Here is a 23,186-nt window from a genome sequence, read left to right on the forward strand (position 1 = left end):
AGCCGCCTGGCGATGATACTGCCGCAATTGCCAGGCGTAAGTCTTCTGTCACATCGCATGAGCTGCATACATTCGGATTGGGGCTGGCATGTGCGTTTGTACGGTGACGTGCCGCGGGTACCGTCATCCGGGAGGTGGCCGCACATGACGCTCGCCGAACTCGTCCTCACCGGAGACCTCGCACGACCGGCCCGGCTGACCGTGCCCGACCTCCTGCGCCGGCCCCAGCACCGGGCGCGGGTCAGCTTCGAGTGCGCCACCAGCGGCATCCAGCACCACACCTTCACCGGCCCACGGCTGTACGACGTCCTCACCGCCGCCGGACCCGGATTCGACCCCGCCCGCCGCAAGGACCGGCTGCGCTTCCTCATCGCCGTCTCCGGCGCCGACGGGCACCACGCGCTGCTCTCCTGGGCGGAGATCGACCCCGACTTCGGCCAGGCCCCCGTCCTGCTCGGTGTCACCATCGACGACACCCCGCTGGACCGGGCCGGTCCCCAACTGGTGCTTCCGCAGGACCGCTGCGGGGCCCGGCACATCAGCGGCATCAGGGAGATCCGGGTGGACGGGGGCTACGGCGGCTGGCGTCCAGTGCCCGCCACACCCGGTCACGCGTCAGCGGCAGCTCCGTGAACCGCACGCCGGTCGCGTCCCGCAGCGCGTTGGCCAGCGCCGGGGCGACCGGGTTGAACGGGCTCTCGCTCATCGACTTGGCGCCCAGCGGCCCGATGGCGTCGGTGGTCTCCATGAAGTGCACCTCGGTGCGCGGGACGTCGGCGTACTGCGGCAGCCGGTAGCGGCGGAAGGCGGCCGTCTCCACCTCGCCGCGCGCGTCGAGCCGTACGTGCTCGAAGAGGGTGGCGCCGAGCGCCTGGGCCACCCCGCCCTCCACCTGGCCGCGGCACTGCATCGGGTTCATCACCTTGCCCGCGTCGGCGGCGTGCACGCTGCGCAGGATGCGGATCTCGCCGGTGTCGGGGTCCACGGCCACCCTGAACCACTGCGCGTTGAAGGCGACCGAGCGCGGGGTGCCGCCGAAGTGGCCGTCGGCGGCGCACTCGACGCCGACCGCGCGGGCGGCGGCGGACAGCTCCTTGAGCGGGAGCCGCCCGCCCGGGTGCAGGACGGCCTCCTCCGCCAGCCGGCACTCGGCGCGCGCGATCCGCAGGTGGGCGGCGGCGAAGTCGAGAAGCAGGTCGGCGAGGGCGCGGGAGGCGCGCAGGGTGGCCTTGCCGGCGACCACGGTGCCGGTGGAGGCGAAGGCGCCGGTGTCGTGCCGTACGACGTCCGTGTCGGACTGGCGGACGGTGATCCGGTCGACGGTGGTGGCGAGTTCACCGGCCGCGATCTGCCGGTGGACGGTGGTGGTGCCGTTGCCGAACTCGGCCGTGCCGACCGCCAGATCGAAGCTTCCGTCGGGCAGCAGGGCGGCCCTGGCGTCGGCGATGTGGCCGCCCGGCGGGCCCGTCGCGATCATCGCCAGCGCCGAACCCTCGCCCACCAGCCAGCCGTCGGGGGCCGCGGCGGCGGGTTCCGCCCGGGCGCGGCGCACGATGGACACGCACTGGTCGAAGCCGTAGCTCGCGATGTGCAGGTCCTCCTCGTGGCCGCCGGGGGTGAGCATCGAGTCGCCCGGGCCGATGATGTTGCGGGCCTTGAAGTCGATCGGGTCCAGGCCGAGTCGCCGGGCCAGTTCGTCGAGGGCGGACTCGACCGCGAACAGCACCTGGCCCAGGCCGTAGCCGCGGAAGGCGCCCGCCGGGACGGTGTGGGTGTACACCGAGTACGCGTCGACCTTCTTGTGCGGGGCCCGGTACATCGCGGTCGACTCGCCCACGCTGTGGAACATCACGGCCGGGCCGTGGTTGCCGTACGCCCCGGTGTTGGCGACCACCCGGAGCTGGAGCGCGGTCAGCGTGCCGTCGCGGCGGGCGCCCGCCTTCACGTGGACGGTGAACGGGTGCCGGGTGGTGGCGCCGTGGAACTGCTCGGCGCGGGTGTACTCCAGCTTCACGGGGCGGCGCAGCCGCAGCACGGCGAGGGCCACGATGTCCTCGACCAGCATCTCCTGCTTGCCGCCGAAGCCGCCGCCGACCCGGCCCGCGACCACCCGGACCTGCTCCGGCGGCAGGTCGAAGAGCGCGCACAGGGCGCGGCGGGTGAGGAACGGGGTCTGCGAGCTGGTGCGCACGGTGAGGCGGCCGTCCTCGTCGAGCCAGGCGACCGCGCCGTGCGTCTCCAGGCTGGCGTGCTGGACGCGCTGGGTGCGGTAGGTCGCCTCGTGGACGGCGTCGGCCTCGGCGAACCCGGCTTCGACGTCACCGATCTCGCCGTGCGCCTCGCCGACGACGTTGGCGTGCGGGCGGGAGATGCGGGCGGCGGAGGGGTCCTTGTCGTGGACGACGGGGGCGCCGGGGCGCATCGCCTCCTCGGGGTCCAGGACGGCTGGTGCGATGTCATATACCACCGAGATCCGCCGGCAGCCCTCCTCCGCCGCCGCCTCGCTCTCCGCGACCACCGCCGCGACCCGCTGGCCGATGTGGCGGACCGTGTCGTCGAGGAGGCGGGTGTCGGCCGGGTCCTCCTCGGGGTGCTCGTGGCGGGCGGTGGAGTAGTGGCGTTCCGGGGCGTCGTGGTGGGTGAGGACGGCGTGCACGCCCGGCACCCGCAGCGCGGCCGAGGTGTCGATCGAGGTGATGCGGGCGTGGGCGTGCGGGGAGCGCAGCAGCTTCATGTGGAGCAGGCCGGGCACGTCGACGTCGAAGGTGTAGCGGGCGGTGCCGGTGACGACCTGGGGTCCGGCGGGGGCCGGCAGGTTGCGGCCGACGGACTCGCCGGCGGACGGCTCCTCGACGTGCTTCACCCCGCGTACGGCGTCCTCGATGGCGCGGTAGCCGGTGCAGCGGCACAGGTTGCCCTTGAACGCCCGGGGGAGATCGGTGAGTTGGTCGTCGGTGAGGGCGGCCGTGGTCATCAGGAAGCCCGCCGTGCAGAAGCCGCACTGGAAGCCCTGGGCGTCCAGGAACCTCCGCTGCACGGGGTGGAGTTCGCCGTCGGGGGAGGCGAGGCCCTCGACGGTGGTGACCGCGCGGCCGGCGGCGCGGAAGGCCGGGTAGAGGCAGCTGTGCACCGGTTCGCCGTCGACGTGGACCGTGCAGGCTCCGCAGTCGCCCGCGTCGCAGCCCTTCTTCACCCCGAACCAGCCGCGTTCGCGGAGATAGGTGCGCAGGCACTGGCCGGGCCGGGGTTCGTCGTCATGCGGCCGGCCGTTGACCTCGATCCTCATCGCTCCCCCGGTTCGCGCAGTTCGCGCAGTTCGCGGCGGATCTGCTCGGCGAAGTGAAATGTCATATGGCACCGCCACTCCGGCAGCCCGTGGATGTCGTCGAACCACTCCCCGTCCCCGACCCCCGCCCCGATCGCCGCCCGCAGCGCCTGCGCCGTCGGCAACAGCGGGAACCACAGCCGCACCGGCCGCACGGTCGACGCGGTGACCGTGAGCGCGAACGAGCCGTCGACGGGGTCCAGCGTGCCGATCACCAGGACGCCGGAGCGGCCCAGGCCGTAGAGGGAGGCCTGACGGAAGGCGGTACGGCGGCCGAGTGCGCGGGCCGGGACGGTGACCGCGCGCAGCAACTCGCCCTCGGCCAGGTCCTTGCGGCCCGCGCCGGTCACGAACTCGGCGACCGGGACCCGGCGTCGTACGCCGTCCTGGGCGATCAGCAGGCACTCCCCGTCGAGCGCGGCCGTGAGGGAGATCATCGGGCCGGCCGGGAGCGCGTTGCAGAGGTTGCCGCCGACCGTGGCCATGTTCCAGATCTTGAAGGAGGCGAGGAAGGCCCGGCAGCACTGCTCGACGAGAGGCGCGGCCGGCGTCGGCAGGGTCCGCGCGTACCGGGAGAGCTGGGCGACGGTGCAGGTGGCGGCGATCTCCAGGGCACCGTCCGGAGTGCGGTGCAGGGGGGTCCAGCCGGTACGGCTCAGGTCGACCAGGCGGCGCAGGTGCGGCTGGGGCTCGGAGAAGAGGTACGTCCCGCCGCCGAGCCAGGCGTCGCCAGGCCGCCAGGGGGCCGGATCCCGGGCGTCGCGGATCTCCACCACCGTGTTCAGGTCCATGCCGGTCAGTGAAGCAACGCGCGGGTGCCCCGCACGACTGGTGCGGGGCACGGAAAAAACGAGCCGGGCGGGGCCGGTCCTGGATGATTCACCAAGGAACGTTCCGTGCGGAAAGACTTGCATTTACGATGCTGTAACTCGCACTCACCTGGTGAATGCGAGGCTGGCACGAGGAGTCTGAGTACATGCACGTCGAACACCTCCTGACGGACCGCACCCTCGGGCTGCGTCCCCTGTGGGCGCAGGACGCCCTGCTGGCCCGGGAGATCAGCGGGGTGACGGTCACCGACCTGGAGGACCCGGCCCGTTTCGTGCGGCCCGGGGAGGTGGTGCTCAGCGGGCTGGTCTGGTGGGCGCCGGGAAAGGCGGAGCGGTTCGTGGCGGCCCTCAAGGAGGCCGGGGCCGCGGCGCTGTTCGCCGGGGAGGAGACCCACGGGGGCGTGCCCGGGGAACTGGTGGAGGCCTGCGTACGGCACGGCGTCCCGGTCGCCGGGGTACCGGCGCACATCATGTTCCGGGCCATCACGGACACCGTCTACCTGCGGCAGTGGGGCGAGCTGAGCCGCAGGCACGCGCTGCCGGAGAACGCCCGGGTCCGGCTGAGCAGGCTGCTCGCCCAGGAGGCCGGGCCCGCGGACCTGCTCGCGGCGGCCTTCGCGCATCTGGACCGGACCGCCGCCCACGTCTTCACGCCGTCGGGGCGGACCGTCGCGGCCACGGCCGCCGCCCCCGGTGTGCCGGCCCGGGAGGCCGCGCGACTGGTCGCGGACGGGCGCGGGATGACGGTGTCCGTCGCCGCCGACAGCGTCTCGCCGTACGAGCGCTGGCTGCTGTACCTGCCGGACCCGGACAGCGCGCCGGCCGGGATGCTGCACGAGGTGGCCGCCGCGCTGGGCCGCTGCCAGGAGACGGCCGTGCGGCGCCGGTCGGCCGAGCGGCAGGCGGCCGACGAACTGGGCGCGCTGCTGGCGGGGGCGGCGGCCGGGGTGGCGGAGGGGGCGCTGCAGGCCGCGGTGCGGGAGTGCGGGCTGCCCGCCGACGGACCGTACCGGGTGGTCGTCGCGGACACCGGGGCCCGGCGGCCGGGGCTCGCCGAGGGCGCGCTGGCGGAGGTCGCCGGGCATGTCGCGGCGCACGCGGCGGTGGGCCGGTTGCCGGACGGCGGAGCCTTCGCGGTGCTGCCCGACACCCCCGACACCGAGGAGCCGCTGGACGAGGTCTGGGCGTTGGTCGCCGGCTGCGATCCCGGTGTCCCGCTGCACGGCGGAACCGGGCCGGCGGCAACCGGGCCCGGCGGTCTCGCCGGGGCGCTGGCGCAGGCGCGGTACGCGCTCACCTCCGCCCGTGCCACCGGGCCCGACGCCTCCGTCCTCACCGACGCCACCGCGCTCACCGGTCTCGACGCGCTGCTCACCGGGGTGCCCGCCGACGTCCGGGCGGCCTACAGCCGTACGGTCCTCGGCCCGCTGACGAGCGGCGGACGCGCCGCCTCCGCCGTGCTGCTGAGCACCCTGGAGACCTTCCTGGCCTGCGACGGCTCCTGGGCGCGGACGGCGGAGGCGCTGCACCTGCACGTCAACACCGTGCACTACCGGATGCAGCGGGTGGAGCACTTCACCGGCCGGGACCTGTCCCGGCTGAGCGACCGGCTGGACCTGTGGGCCGCCCTGCTGTGCAGGTGACCCCGTCAGACGCGGTCGATGTGCACGTTCGTGGACTTCACCCGGGCGGTGGCCTCCATACCGACCTCCAGGCCGAGTTCCTCGACCGCCTCCCGGGTCAGCAGGGAGACCAGCCGGTGCGGGCCGGCCTGGATCTCGACCTGGGCGGCGACGTCGCCGAGCTTGATGGCGGTCACGATGCCGGGGAAGGCGTTGCGGACCGAGGTGTAGGAGGCGTCCTCCTCGGCGGTGCCGGCCTTGGCGAGTTCGACGGAGAACGCGGCGAGGTCCGTGCCGTCGATGAGCCGCCGGCCGCCCTCGTCCCGATGGGTGGTCACCCGGCCCGCGTCGGCCCAGCGGCGGGCGGTGTCCGGGCTGACGCCGAGCAGCCGTGCCGCCTGGCCGATCGTGTAGGAGGGCATGCGCTCACGATAGGGCCAGGTGGCGGGGTACGCGGACATGGGGTCGCCGGTCAGGTGAGGCCGGACGCCTCCAGGACCGCGCGTGCGTTCGTGTCGTCGATCTCGTGGCCGAGCCGGGCCAGCACCTCGGTGCCGCGGCGCAGGGTGCCGCGCTCCAGGGAGCGGCGGACACCCGTGTCCAGCTCGTGCCAGAGCAGGGGGTTGGCGTGCAGGACGCCCGGGTCGAACTCCAGCCGGTTGCCCAGGGTGTCGCGCAGCACCAGATGCGCGGCGACGTCCCCGTACTGGCCGACGTAGACGAGGGAGTCGGTGCGGACGGTACGGAGGCGGAGCGGGCCGCGGACGGCCAGCCAGCCGGGGCCCGCCGTGACGCGGGCCGGCAGCAGCATGACGAGGATCGCGGCGGACAGGGTCACCCAGAGCAGGGCGCGGGCCGGGGTGAGGGTGCCGGCGTCCCAGTCGACCACGAACGTCAGCCCGCCGAAGCCGAGGGCAGAGCCGACGGCCAGGTGTGCGCTGCCGCGCCAGGTGCGGTCACCGGCCGCCCGGATCCCGCGTCTTCTGTCCTCCATGGGGCCGACGGTAGGGGGCGGTGGGGGCGAGGGGGCGACCGCTGACAGGGTTCTTATGCGGACCGTGCGGTTATTGACGGGATTCTTACGCCGGGGTGCTGCCCTCAGCCCGTGTGGACGCGCGGCCGGCGGTCGCGGTCCGGCTCCGCCTCGCGCAGCACCTCCCGGGTGACCGGGGCGACCTCGCCCTGGCCGAAGAGGAAGAAGCGCAGGAAGTTGGCGAACGGGCCGCCCTCGGTCCACTCGAAGTAGATGTGCGGGATGCAGCCGGTCTCGTCGCGGACGTGCAGCAGCAGCGCGGCCAGGGCGTTGGGGATGGAGGCCGACTCCAGGGTCAGCACGCGGTAGCGGTTGTGCAGGACCTCGCCGCGGACGGTCAGGCTCGCCTCGAACTCGGAGGGGTCGGTGACCGTCACCTCGACGAAGACGAAGTCCTCCTGCTCGGGCATGTCGTTGTCGGCCCGGATCTGCTCGACCTTGTCGCGGTACTCGGCCTTGTCGCGCCGGTCCGGCTCGTTGGCGATGAACCGCATCTTGCGGCTGGCCATGTCACGGATGAACCGTTCCGCCATGTCGTCGAGGGCCACGCTGGTCACGCGCAGCTCGAAGGCGCGGGCGAGGCGGGAGAGCAGCGAGACGAGGATGATGCCGACGATGAAGCAGGCACCGATCTTCACACCGTCGGGCCGCTCGATGACGTTCACGACGGTCGTGTAGAGGAAGACCGCCGAGATGATCCCGAACCCGATCGTCCACTTGCGCTGCCCTGCCTTGCGGGCGGCGATGGTCACCGCGACGGCGGCGGAGCTGATCAGCACCAGCACGCCGGTGGCGTAGGCACCGCCCTGCGCGTCGACGTCGGCGTCGAAGATCCAGGTCACCAGGAAGGCGATCAGGGTGAAGACGATGACCATCGGGCGCACGGCGCGGGCCCAGTGCGGGGCCATGCCGTAGCGGGGCAGGTAGCGGGGCATCAGGTTGAGCAGGCCGGCCATCGCGGAGGCGCCGGCGAACCACAGGATGCAGATGGTGGAGACGTCGTAGACCGTGCCGAAGGCGTTGCCGAGGTACTCGTGCGCCAGGTAGGCGAGCGCGCGGCCGTTGGCGTTGCCGCCGGACTTGAACTCCTGCTCCGGGATCAGCAGCGTGGTGATGAAGCTGGTTGCGATCAGGAAGCAGCTCATGATCAGGGCCGCTGTGGTGAGCAGCTTCCTGGTGTCCCGGATCCGGCCGGTGGGCCGCTGTTCGGTGTCCTCCGGGTCGCCCTTGACGTGCGGCATGACGGCGACGCCGGTCTCGAAGCCGGACAGGCCCAGGGCGAGCTTCGGGAAGACGATCAGGGCGACGCCGATCATCACGAAGACGTTGCCGTGTTCCTGGGTGAGGGCGCTGGTCCAGTCGGTGATGACGTGCTCGGCGGTGATGACGTGGTAGAAGCCGACGATCACGACGACGACGTTCAGCGCCAGGTAGATGCCGACCAGGGCGACCGCGACACCGATCGCCTCCAGGAAGCCCTTGAGGAAGACCGCGCCGAGCAGGGCCACCAGGAACAGCGTGATGACCATCTGGTGGCCGTGCAGGGTGTTGGTCAGATGCGGGTTCTCCACCAGGTGGGTGGAGGCGTCCGCGGCCGACAGGGTGATGGTGATCAGGAAGTCGGTGGCGGCGAAGCCGAGCAGGGTCAGCACGAACAGCTTGCCCTGCCAGAAGGAGAGCAGCCGCTCCAGCATGGCGATGGAGCCCTCGCCGTGCGGGCTCTCCTCGGCGACGCGGCGGTAGACCGGCAGCGCGCCGGCCAGGGTGACTATGACGAGCACGATGGTCGCGATCGGCGACAGCAGGCCGGCCGCCAGGGCCGCGATGCCCGGCTGGTAGCCGAGGGTGGAGAAGTAGTCGACACCGGTCAGGCACATCACCCGCCACCAGCGCTGGCCCTCGTGCGCGGGTTCGGGCTGTGCGTGGGGGCCGGTGTGGCCGCCGCCCTTGCCCATGTCGGACAGCCCCTCCAGCATCCAGGCGCGCAGGCGACTGGGAGGGGGGTGTTCGGTCGTGGCCATGGGGTCGGCTCCTGGTGTCCGGCGCGGTGTGGTGCGGCGCAGTTCGATTCCGGCCATCACGCGGACGGCGGCACCAGCGTAAGCAGAGAGTGACGCGTGGGCCCACGGATCGGAGGGAGCCAGGCGTCAAGCTTGCGTTAAGAATGCCCTGACGGGCGGCGGTCGCGCATCAAGAAAGGGGGACCGGGAGGCAGTCGGGGGACGTTCGGCTGTACGGGGGACGGCGGGCGGGTGCCGGGATCCGGACACCGTGCGTTATCGCCGCGCGAGCGGAGACGTTGCCGCCCCCGCCGACCCGCGCATCACCGGAGAGTCCCGGCGCGGGCCGGACGACATCACCGGGTTCCGGCGCGGGCCGGGCACCATCACCTTCCCCGACCGCCTCCCGGGCCGCGGCCCGGAAGGCGGTCGACGCGTACGCCGTCCACGAGCGCGACGACCGGAAGGCGACCGGAAGATGACCGGAGGATCCGTGCGCTGCCCGCCGCCGGTAAGCGGACGGTGCCCGCGGCGCTCCGGGGCCGGCCCCTGCCCGCAGCGCGCTACGCGTCCGCCAGGCGCGCGTCCTCCAGGTCCAGGGACCGCTGGAGCCGCCTGCGGGTCGTGTCGCTGATCGTGTGCTCGTCGTACAGCCGCCGCAGCTCCGCCGCCTCCACCGCTATCAGGTCGCGCCGCAGCTGCCGGTAGACCAGGTCGGCCGACTCGACGGTGCTGTCGGTGAGGCGGTCGCGGGCGTCGTCGAGACGGGCGTGGAGACCGCGCCGGAGCCGGTCGAGCACCACGTCCGGTACGGCCTCCAGTTCGGACAGCTCCTCCAGGCGCCGGATGCCCGCGTCGGCCAGCCGGCAGCGGGCGGCGGCCTCCTCGCGCTCGGTGTGGTCCGGCTCCAGGGCGATGCCGGAGCGGCGCACCACCGAGGCCAGGGAGAAGCCCTGCACGACCAGGGTGACGACCACGACCGACGTGGTGAGGACCAGCACCAGCGGGCGTTCGGTCAGCGCCGAGCCGTCCTTCGCCGTCACCGGGATCGACAGCGCGGCTGCCAGCGGCACCACGCCCCGGGTGCCGGCCCAGGTCAGCACCACCGGAACCCGCCAGTTCGGCCGCTGTATGCCGCCCTTGCGCTGCACCACCGCCGACAGCGGCGCCAGCCACAGCAGCCGTACCGCGATCAGCGTGCCGGCCACCGCCAGCGCGTACAGCGGCCAGGCCCGGTCGCCGTCGGACAGCGCCCGCACCTGGGCGGGCAGCGCGAGCCCTATCAGGCTGAAGACCACGCTCTCCAGCAGGAAGACCACCGTGCCGTGGACGGCGTGCAGCTGGAGCCTTATCCGGGCGTCGGTGAGCCGCTCGCCCCGGCCGCCGAGGACCACGCCCGCCACGACCACCGACGTGACCCCGGAGGTGTGCGCCGCCTCCGCGAGGACGTACGCCGCGTACGGCGTGACCAGGGAGATCACCGTCTCCAGGACCGGGTCCTCGGTGCGTCGCCTGATCACCGTGACGACGGCGGCGACGAGTGCGCCGATCAGCGTGCCGCCGCCCGCGAGCAGCAGGAACTCGCCGCCCGCCGACCCCCAGTTCGCCGCCGCCGAGGCCACCGCGACACTCACCGCGACCCGGTAGAGGACCAGCGAGGTCGCGTCGTTGAAGAGGCTCTCCGCCTGGACCAGCATCTGCACCCTGGGCGGCAGGGCGAGCCGGCGGCCGAGCGCGGTCACCGCGACCGGGTCGGTGCTGGCCAGGATCGCGCCGAGCACCAGCGCCATCCGCCAGGACAGCGGGGTGACCAGGGAGGCGACGGCGCCGACGGCCGCCGCCGAGGCCAGCACCAGGCCGACCGCGAGCACGCTCACCGGCTTCCACACCGCGCGCAGCTCGCGCCAGGAGAGTTCCTCCGCGCTGGCGTAGAGCAGCGGCGGGAGGACGACGAGGCCGATGACCTCGGGGCTGATCCGGATCGTCGGGGTGCCCGGCAGCAGGGCCACGGCGAGGCCCGCGACCACGAGGAGGGAGGGGGCGGGAATCCGCCATCGGCGGGCGAAGGTCGCCACCACCGTGGCCAGTACCACGAGTGCCAGAACCGTACCCACGCCGCGCATGCCGTCCCCCTGGGGCCTGACGGAAGCCACTGTGACTCCCGGCCGACCAGACTTCCCGGCACACCGCGTTCACCCTATCCCGGCCCGGGGCCGTCAAGACAGTGTCAACGTCCCCGTCAGCGGCGCCAGAGACGCGTCAAGAGGCCGGACCCCGGGCCCCGCGGCGCGCTTGTCTTTGAGGTGATGAACGACGTACCGCGCGGACGACTGAAGGTCTACCTCGGGGCCGCCCCGGGGGTCGGCAAGACCTACCGCATGCTCGACGAGGCACGGCGCCGCGCGTCCCGGGGTGCGGACGTGGTGGTGGGGTTCGTGGAGTGCCACGGACGCCCCCTGACCGAGGCCATGACCGACGGCCTGACGGTCGTGGACCGGCTGCGCTGCGGCTACCGGGGCGGCGAGTTCGAGGAGATGGACGTCGCCGCCGTGCTCGCGCGCCGCCCGAAGGTGGCGATCGTCGACGAGTTCGCGCACACCAACATCCCCGGCGGCGGCCGGCACCCCAAGCGCTGGCAGGACATCGAGGACCTGCTCGCGGCCGGCACGGATGTGATCACCGCCGTCAACATCCAGCACCTCGCCTCGCTCAAGGACGTCGTCGAGAAGATCACCGGGGTGCCGCAGCACGAGACGGTGCCCGACGAGGTGGTCCGGCGGGCCGAGCAGATCGAGTTCGTCGACATCCCGCCGGAGGGCCTGCGCCGCCGGATGGCGCACGGCAACATCTACGCCCCGGAGAAGATCGACGCGGCCCTCGCCAACTACTTCCGCCCCGGCAACCTCACCGCCCTGCGCCAGCTGGCCCTGCTCTGGGTCGCCGACCGGGTCGACGAGGCCCTCCAGTCCTACCGCGCCGAACACGCCATCGGCGGGGTGTGGGAGACCCGCGAGCGGGTGGTGGTCGCGCTGACCGGCGGTCCGGAGGGCGACACCCTGGTACGACGGGCCGCACGCATCGCCGACCGGTCGGCGGGCGGCGACCTGCTCGCGGTGCACGTGGCCCGCAGCGACGGCCTGGCCGCCGGTGTCTCGCACGCCTCGCTGGCCCGGCAGCGCAGGCTGGTCGAGGACCTCGGCGGCAGCTACCACTCGGTGGTCGGCGATGACGTGGCCACCGCGCTGGTGGAGTTCGCGCGCGCCGAGAACGCCACCCAGCTGGTCCTCGGCACCAGCCGCCGGGGCCGCCTGGAACGCTTCCTGACCGGACCGGGGACCGGGGAGGTCGTCACCGCGCTCTCCGGCGACATCGACGTCCACCGGGTGACGCACGAGCGGGCCGGCCGCGGCACCCTGCTGCCGTCCCGCCGCCGCACCCTCTCCACCGGCAGGCTCATCGCCGGACCGGTCGCGGGGCTCGTCCTGCCCGTGCTGCTGACCGTCGTCCTCGCCCAGGTGCGCGGCACCGTCAACCTGACCAGCGAGGCCCTGCTGTTCCTGCTCGCGGTGGTCGGCGTGGCCTGCATAGGCGGGGTGACCTCCGCCGTGATCGCCTCCGTCACCGCGTCCCTGCTGCTCAACTACTGGTTCATCCCGCCGATCGGCCGGTTCACCCTCGACGACCCCAACGCCCTGCTCGCGCTGGGGGTGTTCGCCGTCGTGGCCGCCACCGTCGCCGCGGTCGTCGACCGCTCGCTGCGGCTGTCCAGACGCGCGGCCCGGGCCACCGCCGAGGCGGAGACCATGTCGTCGCTGGCCGGCAGCATCGTGCGCGGCGGCCAGACCATCCCGGCGCTGCTTGAACGCACCCGCGAGACCTTCGGCATGGACTCCGCCGAACTCGTCGACGAACCGCCGGACGGCGCCGACGCCACCGCCGTGCCCGCGGGCCCCGGCAACCACCTGGTCCTGCGCGGCCGGACACCCTCCTCGTCCGAGCGGCGGGTGCTCGCCGCGTTCGCCGCGCACGTCGGCTCGGCGGTGGAGCGGGCCCGGCTCGCCCAGGCCGCCGCCGAGGTCGAACCGGTGCGCGCCGCCGACCGGATGCGCACCGCGCTGCTGCGGGCCGTCGGCCACGACCTGCGCACCCCGCTCGCGGCCGGCTGGGCGGCGGTCACCTCGCTGCGCAGCCGGGAGGTGGAGTTCTCCCCGGAGGACCGCGACGAACTGCTCGCCACCGCCGAGGAGTCCATGGCCCGGCTGAGCCGCCTCGTCGACAACCTCCTCGACCTCAGCCGCCTGGAGGCCGGCGTCCTCACCCTCAACCTGCGGGCCACCGCCCTGGAGGAGGTGCTCCCGGCCGCCCTCGCCGACACCCCGGCGGCCGAGGTGCACGGCGAACCGGAGGACCTGCCGCCGCTCCTTGCCGACCCGCCGCTGCTGGAGCGCGTGATCGCCAACCTGGTCGGCAACGCGGCCCGCTACAGCCCGCCCGGCACACCCGTGCTGGTGACCGCGAGCGCGTTGGCCGGGCGCGCCGAGCTCCGGATCATCGACCGGGGCCCCGGGCTGCCCGCGACCGGCCGGGACCGGCTCTTCGAGCCCTTCCAGCGGCTCGGCGACACCGACAACACCACGGGCCTCGGCCTCGGACTCGCCCTCGCCCGCGGGCTCACCGAGGCCATGGACGGCACCCTGACCCCCGAGGACACCCCGGGCGGCGGACTGACCATGGTCGTCTCGCTGCCCCTGGCCGACCGGGCCCGACCCCTGCGCACACCACAGCGCGTCGGCGGTGTCACCTGAGCAGCACACAAGCAGACCGCGCAGCGAGTTCCGGGCCACCCGCCCGGGACCCGGGCCGGTGCCTCCGCCGCAGGCGCGGCCGGTCGGGGTGGCGCTCGCCGACCGGGGCGGCGCTGGACACGGCGGGTCGGTGGGCGTGGCCTGTCGCGTGGGCCCGCGGCAGCCCCGCGGTCCGGGTTCCGCCTGGGCGGCATACCCGCCCCGTTCCCGCCGCTTGACATGTTCTTGGCGGAATTTTGAACGGTGTGCGCCTGTCCGGCCGGAACCGGCGTCACGGCAGGTGCCGTTCAGGCTGGTGTGACGTCAACTCTGCTCGTACCAGCGGCATCCGGAGAGCGAACCGGCCACATGGTGATCTGCGGCGACGACGGCCTCGCGCACCGGCTCGCCGTCGAACTGGACGCCGTGTGCGGCGAGGTCGTCACCGTGGTCCTGCCGACCGCCGACGACGAGCACGGCGCCCGGCTCGCCGCCCTGCACCGCGACCCGGAGTCCGCGGTCCACCTGCACATCGCGGCCCGCCCGGACGAGGCCACCCTGCGCGCGGCCGGTGTGGCACGGGCCGCCGCGCTCGCCCTGACCTACCGCGACGACCAGGTCAACGTCACCGCGGCCCTGGTCGCCCGCGCGGTCAACCCCTCCGTGCGGCTGGTCGTGCGGATGTTCAACCGGGAGCGCGGCAGCCACCTGGAACGGCTCCTCGACCGGGCGGCGGGCCTGTGCGACGCCCCCGCGCCGGACACCTCCACCACCGTGCTCTCCGACGCCGACACCGCCGTCCCGGAACTGGTCGCGGCGGCGGCCCTGGGGCACGGCCACACCCTCCAGGTCGAGGGCAAGGTCTTCCGCGGTGCCGTACGGCCCGCGGGCACCCCGACGCACGCCGCCGACCTCGCCACCCTCGCCGTGCTCTCCGGCGCCCACGAGGACGACCCGGCCAGCCAGGACAGCGCCGAGACGCCCGGGGAGGACGGCACCCTGCTGCTGCCGGACGACCGGACGGCGTACCACCGGCAGTTCACGCACGGGCGGCTGATGCTGGAGGAGGTCGTCCACCTCGACGCGGCCGAACCGGCGCGCCGCGCCCGGCGGTTCCGGCCGGTGCGCTGGCTGCGGGCCCGGCTCGCCCACCTGCCGTGGCGGGTCCTCCGCTCCCGCCAACTGGCCGCCGTGTACGGCTCGTTGGCCGCTGTCGTGGTCGCGCTCTCCACCGCCACCGCGCTGTTCGCGGACGAGCATCCCTGGTGGAAGAACTTCTACCTGCCCCTGCTCGACATCTTCACCATGGGGGATCCGGCGACCGAGGAGTCGCCCGCCCGGCGCATCCTCCAGCTCCTCGCCGGCTTCGTCGGGCTCGCCGTGCTGCCGCTGGTGGTCGCCGCGACCATGAACGCCACCGAGGCGTTCCGCACCGCCTCCGTGAACCACCCGCCCGACGACGACGTCAGCGGCCACATCGTCCTGGTCGGCCTCGGCATGGTCGGCACCCGGGTGCTGGACCGGCTGCGCACCACCGGCCACCAGGTCGTCGCCATCGAGCGGGACCCGCGCGCCCGGGGCGTCGCGCTCGCCCGGGAACTCGGCGTCCCGCTGGTCCTGGAGGACGCCACCGCCCCCGGCGTCCTCGAACTCGCCCGGGTCCGCCAGTGCGGCTCCCTGCTCGTCCTCACCCGCGACGACGGCCAGAACCTCGACATCGTCATGACCGTCCGGGAGGCCAACCCCGGGGTACGAGTGGTCACCCGGCTCTACGACGACGCCTTCGCCGCGACCGTCCAGCGCACGCTGCGGGCGTCCTACCCGGACGCGCTCACCCGGAGCAGAAGCGTTTCGGCGCTGGCCGCTCCGTCGTTCGCCGCCGCCATGATGGGGCGCCACGTGCTGGGGGTGATGCCCGTGGAGCGGGGCTCGCTGCTGTTCACCTGCGTGGACGTGGCCGGGCATCCGGAGCTGGAGGGACGCTCGGTGCACCAGGCGTTCCGGCGGCGGGAGTGGCGGGTGCTGGCGGTCGGGCCGGTCGGCGGGGCCGCCGCGGGACAGCCGGCCTTCGACTGGCGGCCGGCGCAGGGACGGGTGCTGGCGGCCGGGGACCGGGTGGTGATGGCCACCACGCGGCGCGGCCTCGATGTGCTGATGACGGGGGTGCGGGCTACTCCAGGCCCGACGCCTTGAAGACGCCCAGCGCGTTCTCGCGCTCGACCTGTTCACCGAGGCGAGTCAGCGCGGTCGAGCCGCAGAGCAGGGTGCCGGCCGCCGCGGCCCTACGGGCACCGGCGTCGACGCGCAGCCACAGGTCGGGGTTGTCGACGAGGATCTGGGGGTCGATCTCCAGCCGGTCGCCGAAGGCGTCCCGGAGCAGCAGGCGGGGGGAGATGCCGTCCAGGCGGCGGACGGAGACCAGGCGGTCGGTGCGGACCCTGCGGGTGCGCAGCAGCCGGCGTGAGGTGAGCCAGCCGTCGCCGGCACGGACCCTGGCGGGGCAGAGGACGCCGAAGAGGAGCAGGGCGAGGGTGCACCAGAGGGTGCCGCGCCACCAGGTGAACGTCCCCGATCCCCAGTCGATGAGGAGGAGCAGGGCGAGGAGGGCGCCTGCGCAACGGGCCGATGCGTAGACGTCTTTGGACCAGCGGGGGTCCTCGGAGTGCGGCATGGGGTGACGGTAGGGAGCGGCGGCGGGCGGCGTCAGCAGGTGGGGCATGTCTTTGACGGGACTCTGACGGTGGTGGGGCGCTGCAGTCACCCCTGTCAAGAAGTCGTCAAAGTCGGACCCTCCCGCGCGAAGAACGCGCAAGGGACTGTCGGAGGTGGTCGGGGCGGGACAGAACCTGGTCGCGTCGCGCGCGGTGTCCCGTGCGCGAGACGTATGTCCCGTTCGCTAAGGAGCACCCCGATGTCCGTACTGACCGCCGAACCGGGGGCCGTGCCCGCCGGCGAGGAACCGCCCGATACCGGGGAACGGCACCGCCTCACCGCGGTGACCGGCCTCGCCGCGCTGTCGCTGGACGCGATGGCGTCGGTGGCGTACGGGCCGGAGGCCATCGTGCTGGTGCTGGCCGCCGCCGGTGCGCACGGGCTCGGCTTCACGCTGCCCGTCACGCTCGCGATCGCGGCCCTGCTCGCGGTGCTCGTCGCCTCGTACCGGCAGGTCATCGCGGCCTTCCCGGACGGCGGCGGGTCCTACGCCGTGGCCCGGACCCACCTCGGCGCACGGACCAGCCTGGTCGCCGCCGCCTCCCTGGTGCTCGACTACGTGCTGAACGTCGCCGTCGCCGTCACCGCCGGGGTCGCCGCCCTCACCTCCGCCTTCCCGGGGCTGTACCCGCACCGGCTGGTGCTGTGCCTGGCCGTGCTGGTGCTGGTCACCGGGGTGAACCTGCGGGGCATCGTGGAGTCGGCGAAGGCGTTCATCGTGCCGACGGTGGTGTTCGTCGGGTCGATCTTCGTGCTGATCGTGGCGGGGCTCCTCCGGTCCTCCCCGGCCAGTACCGTCACCGCCGCCGGGCATGCCTCGGTGCTCGCCGACAACGCCTCCGGCGTGGGCGCCCTGCTCCTGCTGAAAGCCTTCGCCTCCGGTTGCGCCGCCCTCACCGGCGTCGAGGCCATCGCCAACGCCGTGCCCTCCTTCCGGGTGCCCCGCGTCCGGCGGGCCCAGCACGCCGAGGTCGCCCTGGGCGCGGTGCTGGGCGCGATGCTCGTCGGGCTGTCCGTGCTGATCTCCCGGTTCCACCTCCAGCCGGTCGCCGGCGTGACCGTCCTGGCCCAGCTCGCCGACGCCTCGCTCGGCCACAACTGGGGCTTCTACGTCGTCCAGTTCGCCACGATGGTCCTGCTGGCGCTGTCCGCCAACACGTCCTTCGGCGGGCTGCCGGTGCTGCTGAAGCTGCTCGCCCGGGACAACTACCTGCCGCACGTCTTCGCGCTCAAGGCCGACCGGCAGGTCCACCGGCACGGTGTGCTCGCGCTGGCCGTGGTCTCGGCCGCGCTGCTGGTGTTCTCCGGCGGCGACACCAACACGCTGGTGCCGATGTTCGCCATCGGGGTCTTCGTCGGCTTCACCGTCGCCCAGGTCGGGATGGTGCGGCACTGGCGGCTGGAGCGGGGGACCCGCTGGCGCGGGAAGGCGCTGCTCAACGGGTTCGGGGCGGTCCTGACCGGGGTCGCCACCGTCGTCGTCACCGCCGGCAAGTTCACCGAGGGCGCCTGGCTCGTCGTGGTCATGCTGCCGCTGCTCGTCGGTGCCTTCGCCGCCGTGCACCGTGCCTACGGGCGGATCGGGGAGCGGCTCGGGCTCGGGCGGATCCCGGAGCCGCCGCACCGGGAGCGGTCGGTCGTGATCGTGCCGGTGTCGTCGCTGTCCCGGCTCACCTCCGAGGCGCTCTCGGCCGCCGCCTCCCTGGGCGACGAGGTGCGGGCCGTGACCGTCTGCCACCCCGACCCCGAGGACCGGGCCCAGCTGCACGCCCTGGAGCGCGCCTGGGCCGCGTGGGACCCCGGCGTGCCACTGGTCCGGCTCACCAGCGAGCGGCGCACCCTGGGCCGCCCCGTCGCCGCCTACGTCCGTGAGGTGAGCGCGGCCGAGCCGGCCACCCAGGTGACCGTGCTGATCCCGGAGACCGAGCCGGAGCGGCTCTGGCAGCGGCTGCTGCAGAACCAGCGCGGTGCCGTCGTCGCGCATGCCGTGCGCAAGGAGACCGACGCGGTGATCTGCCGGCTGCGCTTCCGCCTGTCCTGACGCCTCCGGGGCCCATGGGATCGGCGTTCCCCCAGTTCAGGCCGGTTTCGGCGGCCGAATGGCGCGTCCCGGTCGCGGGTTGGTCGCGACCGCGTAAGAGTCCCGTCAAAGGCGCGAACACCGCCGTAAGGGACCCGTCAACGGCGGCTGAATCCGGCCGGAAAGACGCTTTCCTCTAACAGTCCGAGTCCGTTCCGAACCTCATCCAGGAGTTCACGATGGCCGATCTGGCCTTCGTCGTCACCGTGCTCGCGGGTTTCGCGCTGGTGGCCCTCGTCGCCAAGGGGGTGACGAAGCTGTGACCGCCGAGAACATCGTCGGCCTCGTCGTGGCCGTCGCCCTGCTGGGCTATCTCGTCCTCGCCCTGATCTTCCCGGAGAGGTTCTGAGACACCCATGGGTCCCGTAACCGCCGCCGTGCTCCAGCTCGTCGCGCTCATAGGCGCGCTGGCGCTCTGCTACATCCCCTTCGGCAACTACATGGCCAAGGTCTACACCTCCGACCGGCACTGGCGCGTCGAGAAGTGGATCTACAAGGGCATCGGCGCCAACCCCGACACCGAGATGCGCTGGCCCGCCTATCTGCGCGGAGTCCTCGCCTTCTCCCTGATCGGCGTCCTCTTCCTCTACCTCCTCCAGCGGCTCCAGGGCATCCTGCCCGGCTCGCTGGACTTCTCCTCCGTCAACCCGGCGCAGTCGTTCAACACGGCCGTCTCCTTCGTGACCAACACGAACTGGCAGTCGTACTACGGCGAGCAGACCATGGGTCACGTCGTGCAGACCGCCGGTCTTGCCGTGCAGAACTTCGTCTCCGCAGCCGTCGGCATCGCCGTCGCCGTGGCGCTGGTGCGCGGGTTCGCGCGCTCGCGCACCGGTGAGATCGGCAACTTCTGGTCCGACCTGGTGCGTGGCACCGTGCGGATCCTGGTGCCGTTCGCCGTCGTCGCCGCGGTGATCCTGGTCGCCTGCGGTGCCATCCAGAACTTCTCCGGCATCCACGAGGTCGGGCAGTTCATGGGTGGGTCGCAGCAGTGGAACGGCGGGGCGGTCGCCTCGCAGGAGGCCATCAAGGAGCTGGGCACCAACGGCGGCGGTTACTTCAACGCCAACTCCGCCCACCCCTTCGAGAACCCGACGCCCTTCACCAACCTCTTCGAGATCTTCCTGATCCTCCTGATCCCGTTCGCGCTGACCCGCACCTTCGGCGTGATGGTCGGCTCGGTGAGGCAGGGCTACGCGATCCTCGCCACGATGTTCACCATCTGGCTGGGCTTCGTGGCCCTGATGATGTGGACCGAGTTCGCCCACCACGAGGGCGCGCTGCGGCTCGCGGGCGGTGCCTACGAGGGCAAGGAGGTCCGCTTCGGGATCGGCGGCTCGTCGATCTTCGCGGTGTCGACCACGCTCACCTCGACCGGTGCCGTGGACTCCTTCCACTCCTCGTTCACCGGCCTGGGCGGCGGCATCACCATGCTCAGCATGATGCTGGGCGAGATCGCCCCCGGCGGCACCGGCTCGGGCCTCTACGGCATCCTGATCATGGCGATCATCGCGGTGTTCATCGCCGGTCTGATGGTCGGCCGTACCCCCGAGTACCTGGGCAAGAAGATCGGCGCCCGCGAGATCAAGCTGTCGGCGATCTACATCCTGATCACCCCGGCGCTCGCGCTCGTCTTCACCGCGGCCTCCATGGCCCTGCCGACCCCGCCGCACTCCATGCTCAACCCGGGCGCGCACGGGTTCTCCGAGGTGCTCTACGCCTTCACCTCGGCGGCCAACAACAACGGCTCGGCCTTCGCCGGCCTGAACGCGAACACCGACTGGTTCAACACCATGACCGGACTCGCGATGCTGTTCGGCCGCTTCCTGCCGATGGTGTTCGTGCTGGCGCTGGCCGGCTCGCTCGCCGAGCAGAAGCCCGTCCCGGCCACGGCCGGCACCCTGCGCACCGAGAAGCCGCTCTTCACCGGCCTGCTCGTCGGCGCGATCCTGATCATCACCGGTCTGACCTACTTCCCGGCCCTGGCGCTGGGCCCGCTGGCCGAGGGGCTGGCGTCGTGACCACCCGAACGGAAGCCCACGAGGACACCATGTCCACACCCACCCTTGCGCCCCACCAGGACGCGCCGACCGGGCACAAGCCCGCCGAAGGACGCGTCGGCGCCGGCCTGTTCGACCCCAAGCAGCTGATCAGGTCCCTCCCCGAGGCCTGCCGCAAGCTCGACCCGCGGGTCATGGTCAAGTCGCCCGTGATGTTCGTGGTGTGGGTCGGCTCGATCCTGACCACGGTCTTCTCCTTCAAGGACCCGGGCGACTGGTTCGGCTGGACCATCAGCGCCTGGCTCTGGCTGACCGTGATCTTCGCCAACCTCGCGGAGGCGGTCGCCGAGGGCCGCGGCAAGGCCCAGGCGGACACCCTGCGCAAGGCCAAGACCGACACCGTCGCCCGCCGGCTGACCGGCTCCACCGAGGAGCAGGTCCCCGGTACCGAGCTGAAGATCGGTGACCTGGTCGTCTGCGAGGCCGGTGACGTCATCCCCGGTGACGGTGACGTCGTCGAGGGCGTCGCCTCGGTCGACGAGTCGGCGATCACCGGTGAGTCGGCCCCCGTCATCCGCGAGTCCGGCGGCGACCGCTCCGCCGTGACCGGCGGTACGAAGGTGCTCTCCGACCGGATCGTCATCAAGATCACGACGAAGCCGGGCGAGACCTTCATCGACCGGATGATCAGCCTCGTCGAGGGCGCGGCCCGGCAGAAGACGCCGAACGAGATCGCGCTGAACATCCTGCTCGCCTCGCTGACCATCGTCTTCCTGCTGGCCGTGGCCACCCTGCCGCCGTTCGCCGACTACGCGGGCACCCACCTGACGATGGTCGTGCTGGTCGCCCTCCTGGTCTGCCTCATCCCGACCACCATCGGCGCGCTGCTCTCCGCGATCGGCATCGCCGGCATGGACCGGCTGGTGCAGCGCAACGTGCTCGCCATGTCCGGGCGCGCGGTCGAGGCCGCCGGTGACGTCTCCACCCTGCTGCTCGACAAGACCGGCACCATCACCCTCGGCAACCGCCAGGCCTCCGAGTTCGTGCCGGTGCGCGGGGTCACCGAGGCCCAGGTCGCCGACGCCGCCCAGCTGTCGTCGCTGGCCGACGAGACACCCGAGGGACGCTCCGTCGTCGTCCTGGCGAAGGAGAAGTACGGACTGCGGGAGCGGCACCAGGGCGAGCTGGCGCAGGCCGAGTGGATCGCCTTCACCGCCCAGACCCGCATGTCGGGTGTGGACGTGGACGGCCGGAAGATCCGCAAGGGCGCGGCCGGTTCGGTCATCGCCTGGGTGCAGGCGGAGGGCGGCACTGTCGCGGACGACGCGGATACCCTCTCCAGTGCCATCTCGCAGGCAGGTGGAACGCCACTGCTCGTCGCCGTCAAGGACGACCGGGGCGCCCGGGTCCTGGGCGTCATCCACCTCAAGGACGTCGTCAAGGAGGGCATGCGCGAGCGGTTCGAGGAACTGCGCCGCATGGGCATCAAGACCGTCATGATCACGGGTGACAACCCGCTGACCGCCAAGGCGATCGCCGACGAGGCGGGCGTCGACGACTTCCTCGCCGAGGCCACCCCCGAGGACAAGATGGCCCTCATCAAGCGGGAGCAGGCCGGCGGCAAGCTGGTCGCGATGACCGGTGACGGCACGAACGACGCGCCGGCACTCGCCCAGGCCGACGTCGGCGTGGCGATGAACACCGGTACGTCGGCCGCCAAGGAGGCCGGCAACATGGTCGACCTCGACTCCAACCCGACCAAGCTCATCGAGATCGTCGAGATCGGCAAGCAGCTGCTGATCACACGCGGTGCGCTGACCACGTTCTCCATCGCCAACGACGTCGCGAAGTACTTCGCGATCATCCCGGCCATGTTCGCCGTGGTCTACCCGGGCCTGGACAAGCTCAACATCATGCACCTGTCCTCGCCCAGTTCCGCGATCCTGTCGGCCGTCATCTTCAACGCGCTCATCATCATCGCGCTGGTGCCGCTCTCCCTGAAGGGCGTGCAGTACCGGCCGGTCAGCGCGGACAGGATGCTCCGCCGCAACCTCGGGATCTACGGCCTCGGCGGCCTGATCGCCCCGTTCATCGGCATCAAGATCATCGACCTGCTCATCTCCCTCATTCCCGGGCTGTAATTTTTTGAAAGCGTGCTGATCGCCATGAACAACTCCGTAACCAACACCGCCCGGTTGCTCTGGGCGGGCCTGCGGGCCCTGCTGGTGCTGACCCTGGTGACCGGCGTCGTCTACCCGCTGGTCGTCACCGGCATCGCCCAGGCCGCGTTCCACAACAAGGCGAACGGCTCCGAGACCAAGGCGGACGGCAAGGTCGTCGGCTCGTCCCTGATCGGCCAACAGGGCTACAGCCTCGACTACTTCCAGGGGCGTCCGGCGAACGGCCTCGGTACCAACTCGGTCAACACCCGGTACAAGCTGATCCTTTCGGGTGCGACCAACCTCGCCGCCGACAACAAGGTCCTCATCAAGCAGGTGAAGGACGCCCAGGCCGCCGTCGTCAAGGCCAACTCGGTGCCCGGCTACACGGTCACGCCCTCCCAGGTACCGGCCGACGCCGTCACCTCCTCGGGCTCCGGGCTGGACCCGGACATCTCCCCGGCGTACGCGGAGCTCCAGGTCCACCGGGTCGCGGCGAAGAACGACCTCTCCGTCGCCCAGGTGGAGAAGCTGGTCAAGGACCACACCACGGGCCGCACCCTCGGCTTCATCGGGGAGCCCCGGGTGAACGTCCTCGAACTCAACATCGCGCTGAAGGACCTGACCAAGGGCAGTTGAGG

At 72.5% G+C, this 23,186-nt stretch carries 16 protein-coding genes; 9 read left to right on the forward strand and 7 right to left on the reverse strand.

Annotation, left to right across the window (positions count from 1 at the left end):
- Positions 1–144 precede the first annotated feature (144 nt).
- Positions 145–633, forward strand: a complete 489-nt coding sequence (locus AB0D74_RS14655; protein WP_362585178.1) for a molybdopterin-dependent oxidoreductase — start codon at positions 145–147, stop codon at positions 631–633.
- On the opposite strand, the gene AB0D74_RS14660 is transcribed toward AB0D74_RS14655, so the two are convergent.
- Entirely contained in the window at positions 548–3,286 is a 2,739-nt protein-coding gene (locus AB0D74_RS14660; RefSeq protein ID WP_362585181.1) for a molybdopterin-dependent oxidoreductase, read from the reverse strand. The two genes, AB0D74_RS14655 and AB0D74_RS14660, sit on opposite strands and share 86 nt — an antisense overlap.
- On the reverse strand, positions 3,283–4,116 hold the full coding sequence (locus AB0D74_RS14665; protein ID WP_362585184.1) for an FAD binding domain-containing protein: 834 nt from the start codon (positions 4,114–4,116) through the stop codon (positions 3,283–3,285). The genes AB0D74_RS14660 and AB0D74_RS14665 overlap by 4 nt, the downstream gene beginning before the upstream one ends.
- 185 nt (positions 4,117–4,301) lie before the next feature.
- Here AB0D74_RS14665 and AB0D74_RS14670 point away from each other — a divergent pair, with 185 nt between their 5' ends.
- Positions 4,302–5,798: a helix-turn-helix domain-containing protein gene (locus AB0D74_RS14670; protein ID WP_362585186.1), complete on the forward strand. Its 1,497-nt coding sequence runs from the start codon at positions 4,302–4,304 to the stop codon at positions 5,796–5,798.
- 5 nt (positions 5,799–5,803) lie between these two features.
- Here AB0D74_RS14670 and AB0D74_RS14675 read toward each other — a convergent pair whose 3' ends face one another.
- The 4 genes from AB0D74_RS14675 to AB0D74_RS14690 all read right to left on the reverse strand — a co-directional run bounded on the left by AB0D74_RS14675 (position 5,804) and on the right by AB0D74_RS14690 (position 10,933).
- Entirely contained in the window at positions 5,804–6,199 is a 396-nt protein-coding gene (locus AB0D74_RS14675; RefSeq protein ID WP_362585188.1) for a helix-turn-helix transcriptional regulator, read from the reverse strand.
- 50 nt (positions 6,200–6,249) lie between these two features.
- The gene (locus AB0D74_RS14680) at positions 6,250–6,771 is read right to left on the reverse strand and encodes a hypothetical protein (RefSeq protein ID WP_362585191.1); all 522 of its coding nucleotides are present in this window, start codon (positions 6,769–6,771) and stop codon (positions 6,250–6,252) included.
- 104 nt (positions 6,772–6,875) lie between these two features.
- Complete coding sequence (locus AB0D74_RS14685) at positions 6,876–8,831, reverse strand: amino acid transporter (protein WP_362585194.1); 1,956 nt, start codon at positions 8,829–8,831, stop codon at positions 6,876–6,878.
- A gap of 542 nt (positions 8,832–9,373) precedes the next feature.
- Positions 9,374–10,933 (reverse strand): Na+/H+ antiporter, encoded by a 1,560-nt coding sequence (locus AB0D74_RS14690; RefSeq protein WP_362585995.1) that lies wholly within the window; start codon positions 10,931–10,933, stop codon positions 9,374–9,376.
- 183 nt (positions 10,934–11,116) lie between these two features.
- On the opposite strand from AB0D74_RS14690, the gene AB0D74_RS14695 reads away from it, so the two are divergent.
- The gene (locus tag AB0D74_RS14695) at positions 11,117–13,615 is read left to right on the forward strand and encodes an ATP-binding protein (RefSeq protein WP_362585197.1); all 2,499 of its coding nucleotides are present in this window, start codon (positions 11,117–11,119) and stop codon (positions 13,613–13,615) included.
- 348 nt (positions 13,616–13,963) lie between these two features.
- Positions 13,964–15,787, forward strand: coding sequence for an NAD(P)-binding protein (locus AB0D74_RS14700; protein ID WP_362585200.1), 1,824 nt, complete (start codon positions 13,964–13,966; stop codon positions 15,785–15,787).
- Here AB0D74_RS14700 and AB0D74_RS14705 read toward each other — a convergent pair.
- Positions 15,765–16,265 (reverse strand): hypothetical protein, encoded by a 501-nt coding sequence (locus AB0D74_RS14705; protein WP_362585203.1) that lies wholly within the window; start codon positions 16,263–16,265, stop codon positions 15,765–15,767. The two genes, AB0D74_RS14700 and AB0D74_RS14705, sit on opposite strands and share 23 nt — an antisense overlap.
- A gap of 240 nt (positions 16,266–16,505) precedes the next feature.
- Between AB0D74_RS14705 and AB0D74_RS14710 the strand changes: the two genes are divergently transcribed.
- The 5 genes from AB0D74_RS14710 to AB0D74_RS14730 all read left to right on the forward strand — a co-directional run bounded on the left by AB0D74_RS14710 (position 16,506) and on the right by AB0D74_RS14730 (position 23,184).
- On the forward strand, positions 16,506–18,347 hold the full coding sequence (locus tag AB0D74_RS14710) for an APC family permease (RefSeq protein ID WP_362585206.1): 1,842 nt from the start codon (positions 16,506–16,508) through the stop codon (positions 18,345–18,347).
- A 298-nt stretch (positions 18,348–18,645) separates the two neighbouring features.
- Positions 18,646–18,735 (forward strand): K(+)-transporting ATPase subunit F, encoded by a 90-nt coding sequence (gene kdpF, locus AB0D74_RS14715; protein WP_016434100.1) that lies wholly within the window; start codon positions 18,646–18,648, stop codon positions 18,733–18,735.
- A gap of 7 nt (positions 18,736–18,742) precedes the next feature.
- Positions 18,743–20,407 carry a potassium-transporting ATPase subunit KdpA gene (gene kdpA / locus AB0D74_RS14720; RefSeq protein WP_362585209.1) on the forward strand — a complete coding sequence of 555 codons (1,665 nt, stop codon included), beginning with the start codon at positions 18,743–18,745 and terminating at the stop codon, positions 20,405–20,407.
- Between the two features lie 29 nt (positions 20,408–20,436).
- Positions 20,437–22,527, forward strand: coding sequence for a potassium-transporting ATPase subunit KdpB (gene kdpB / locus AB0D74_RS14725; protein WP_362585998.1), 2,091 nt, complete (start codon positions 20,437–20,439; stop codon positions 22,525–22,527).
- A gap of 24 nt (positions 22,528–22,551) precedes the next feature.
- Complete coding sequence (locus AB0D74_RS14730; RefSeq protein WP_362585212.1) at positions 22,552–23,184, forward strand: potassium-transporting ATPase subunit C; 633 nt, start codon at positions 22,552–22,554, stop codon at positions 23,182–23,184.
- Positions 23,185–23,186: the final 2 nt, after the last annotated feature.

This window comes from Streptomyces sp. NPDC048278, assembly GCF_040652195.1.
Classification (GTDB): Bacteria; Actinomycetota; Actinomycetes; order Streptomycetales; family Streptomycetaceae; genus Streptomyces.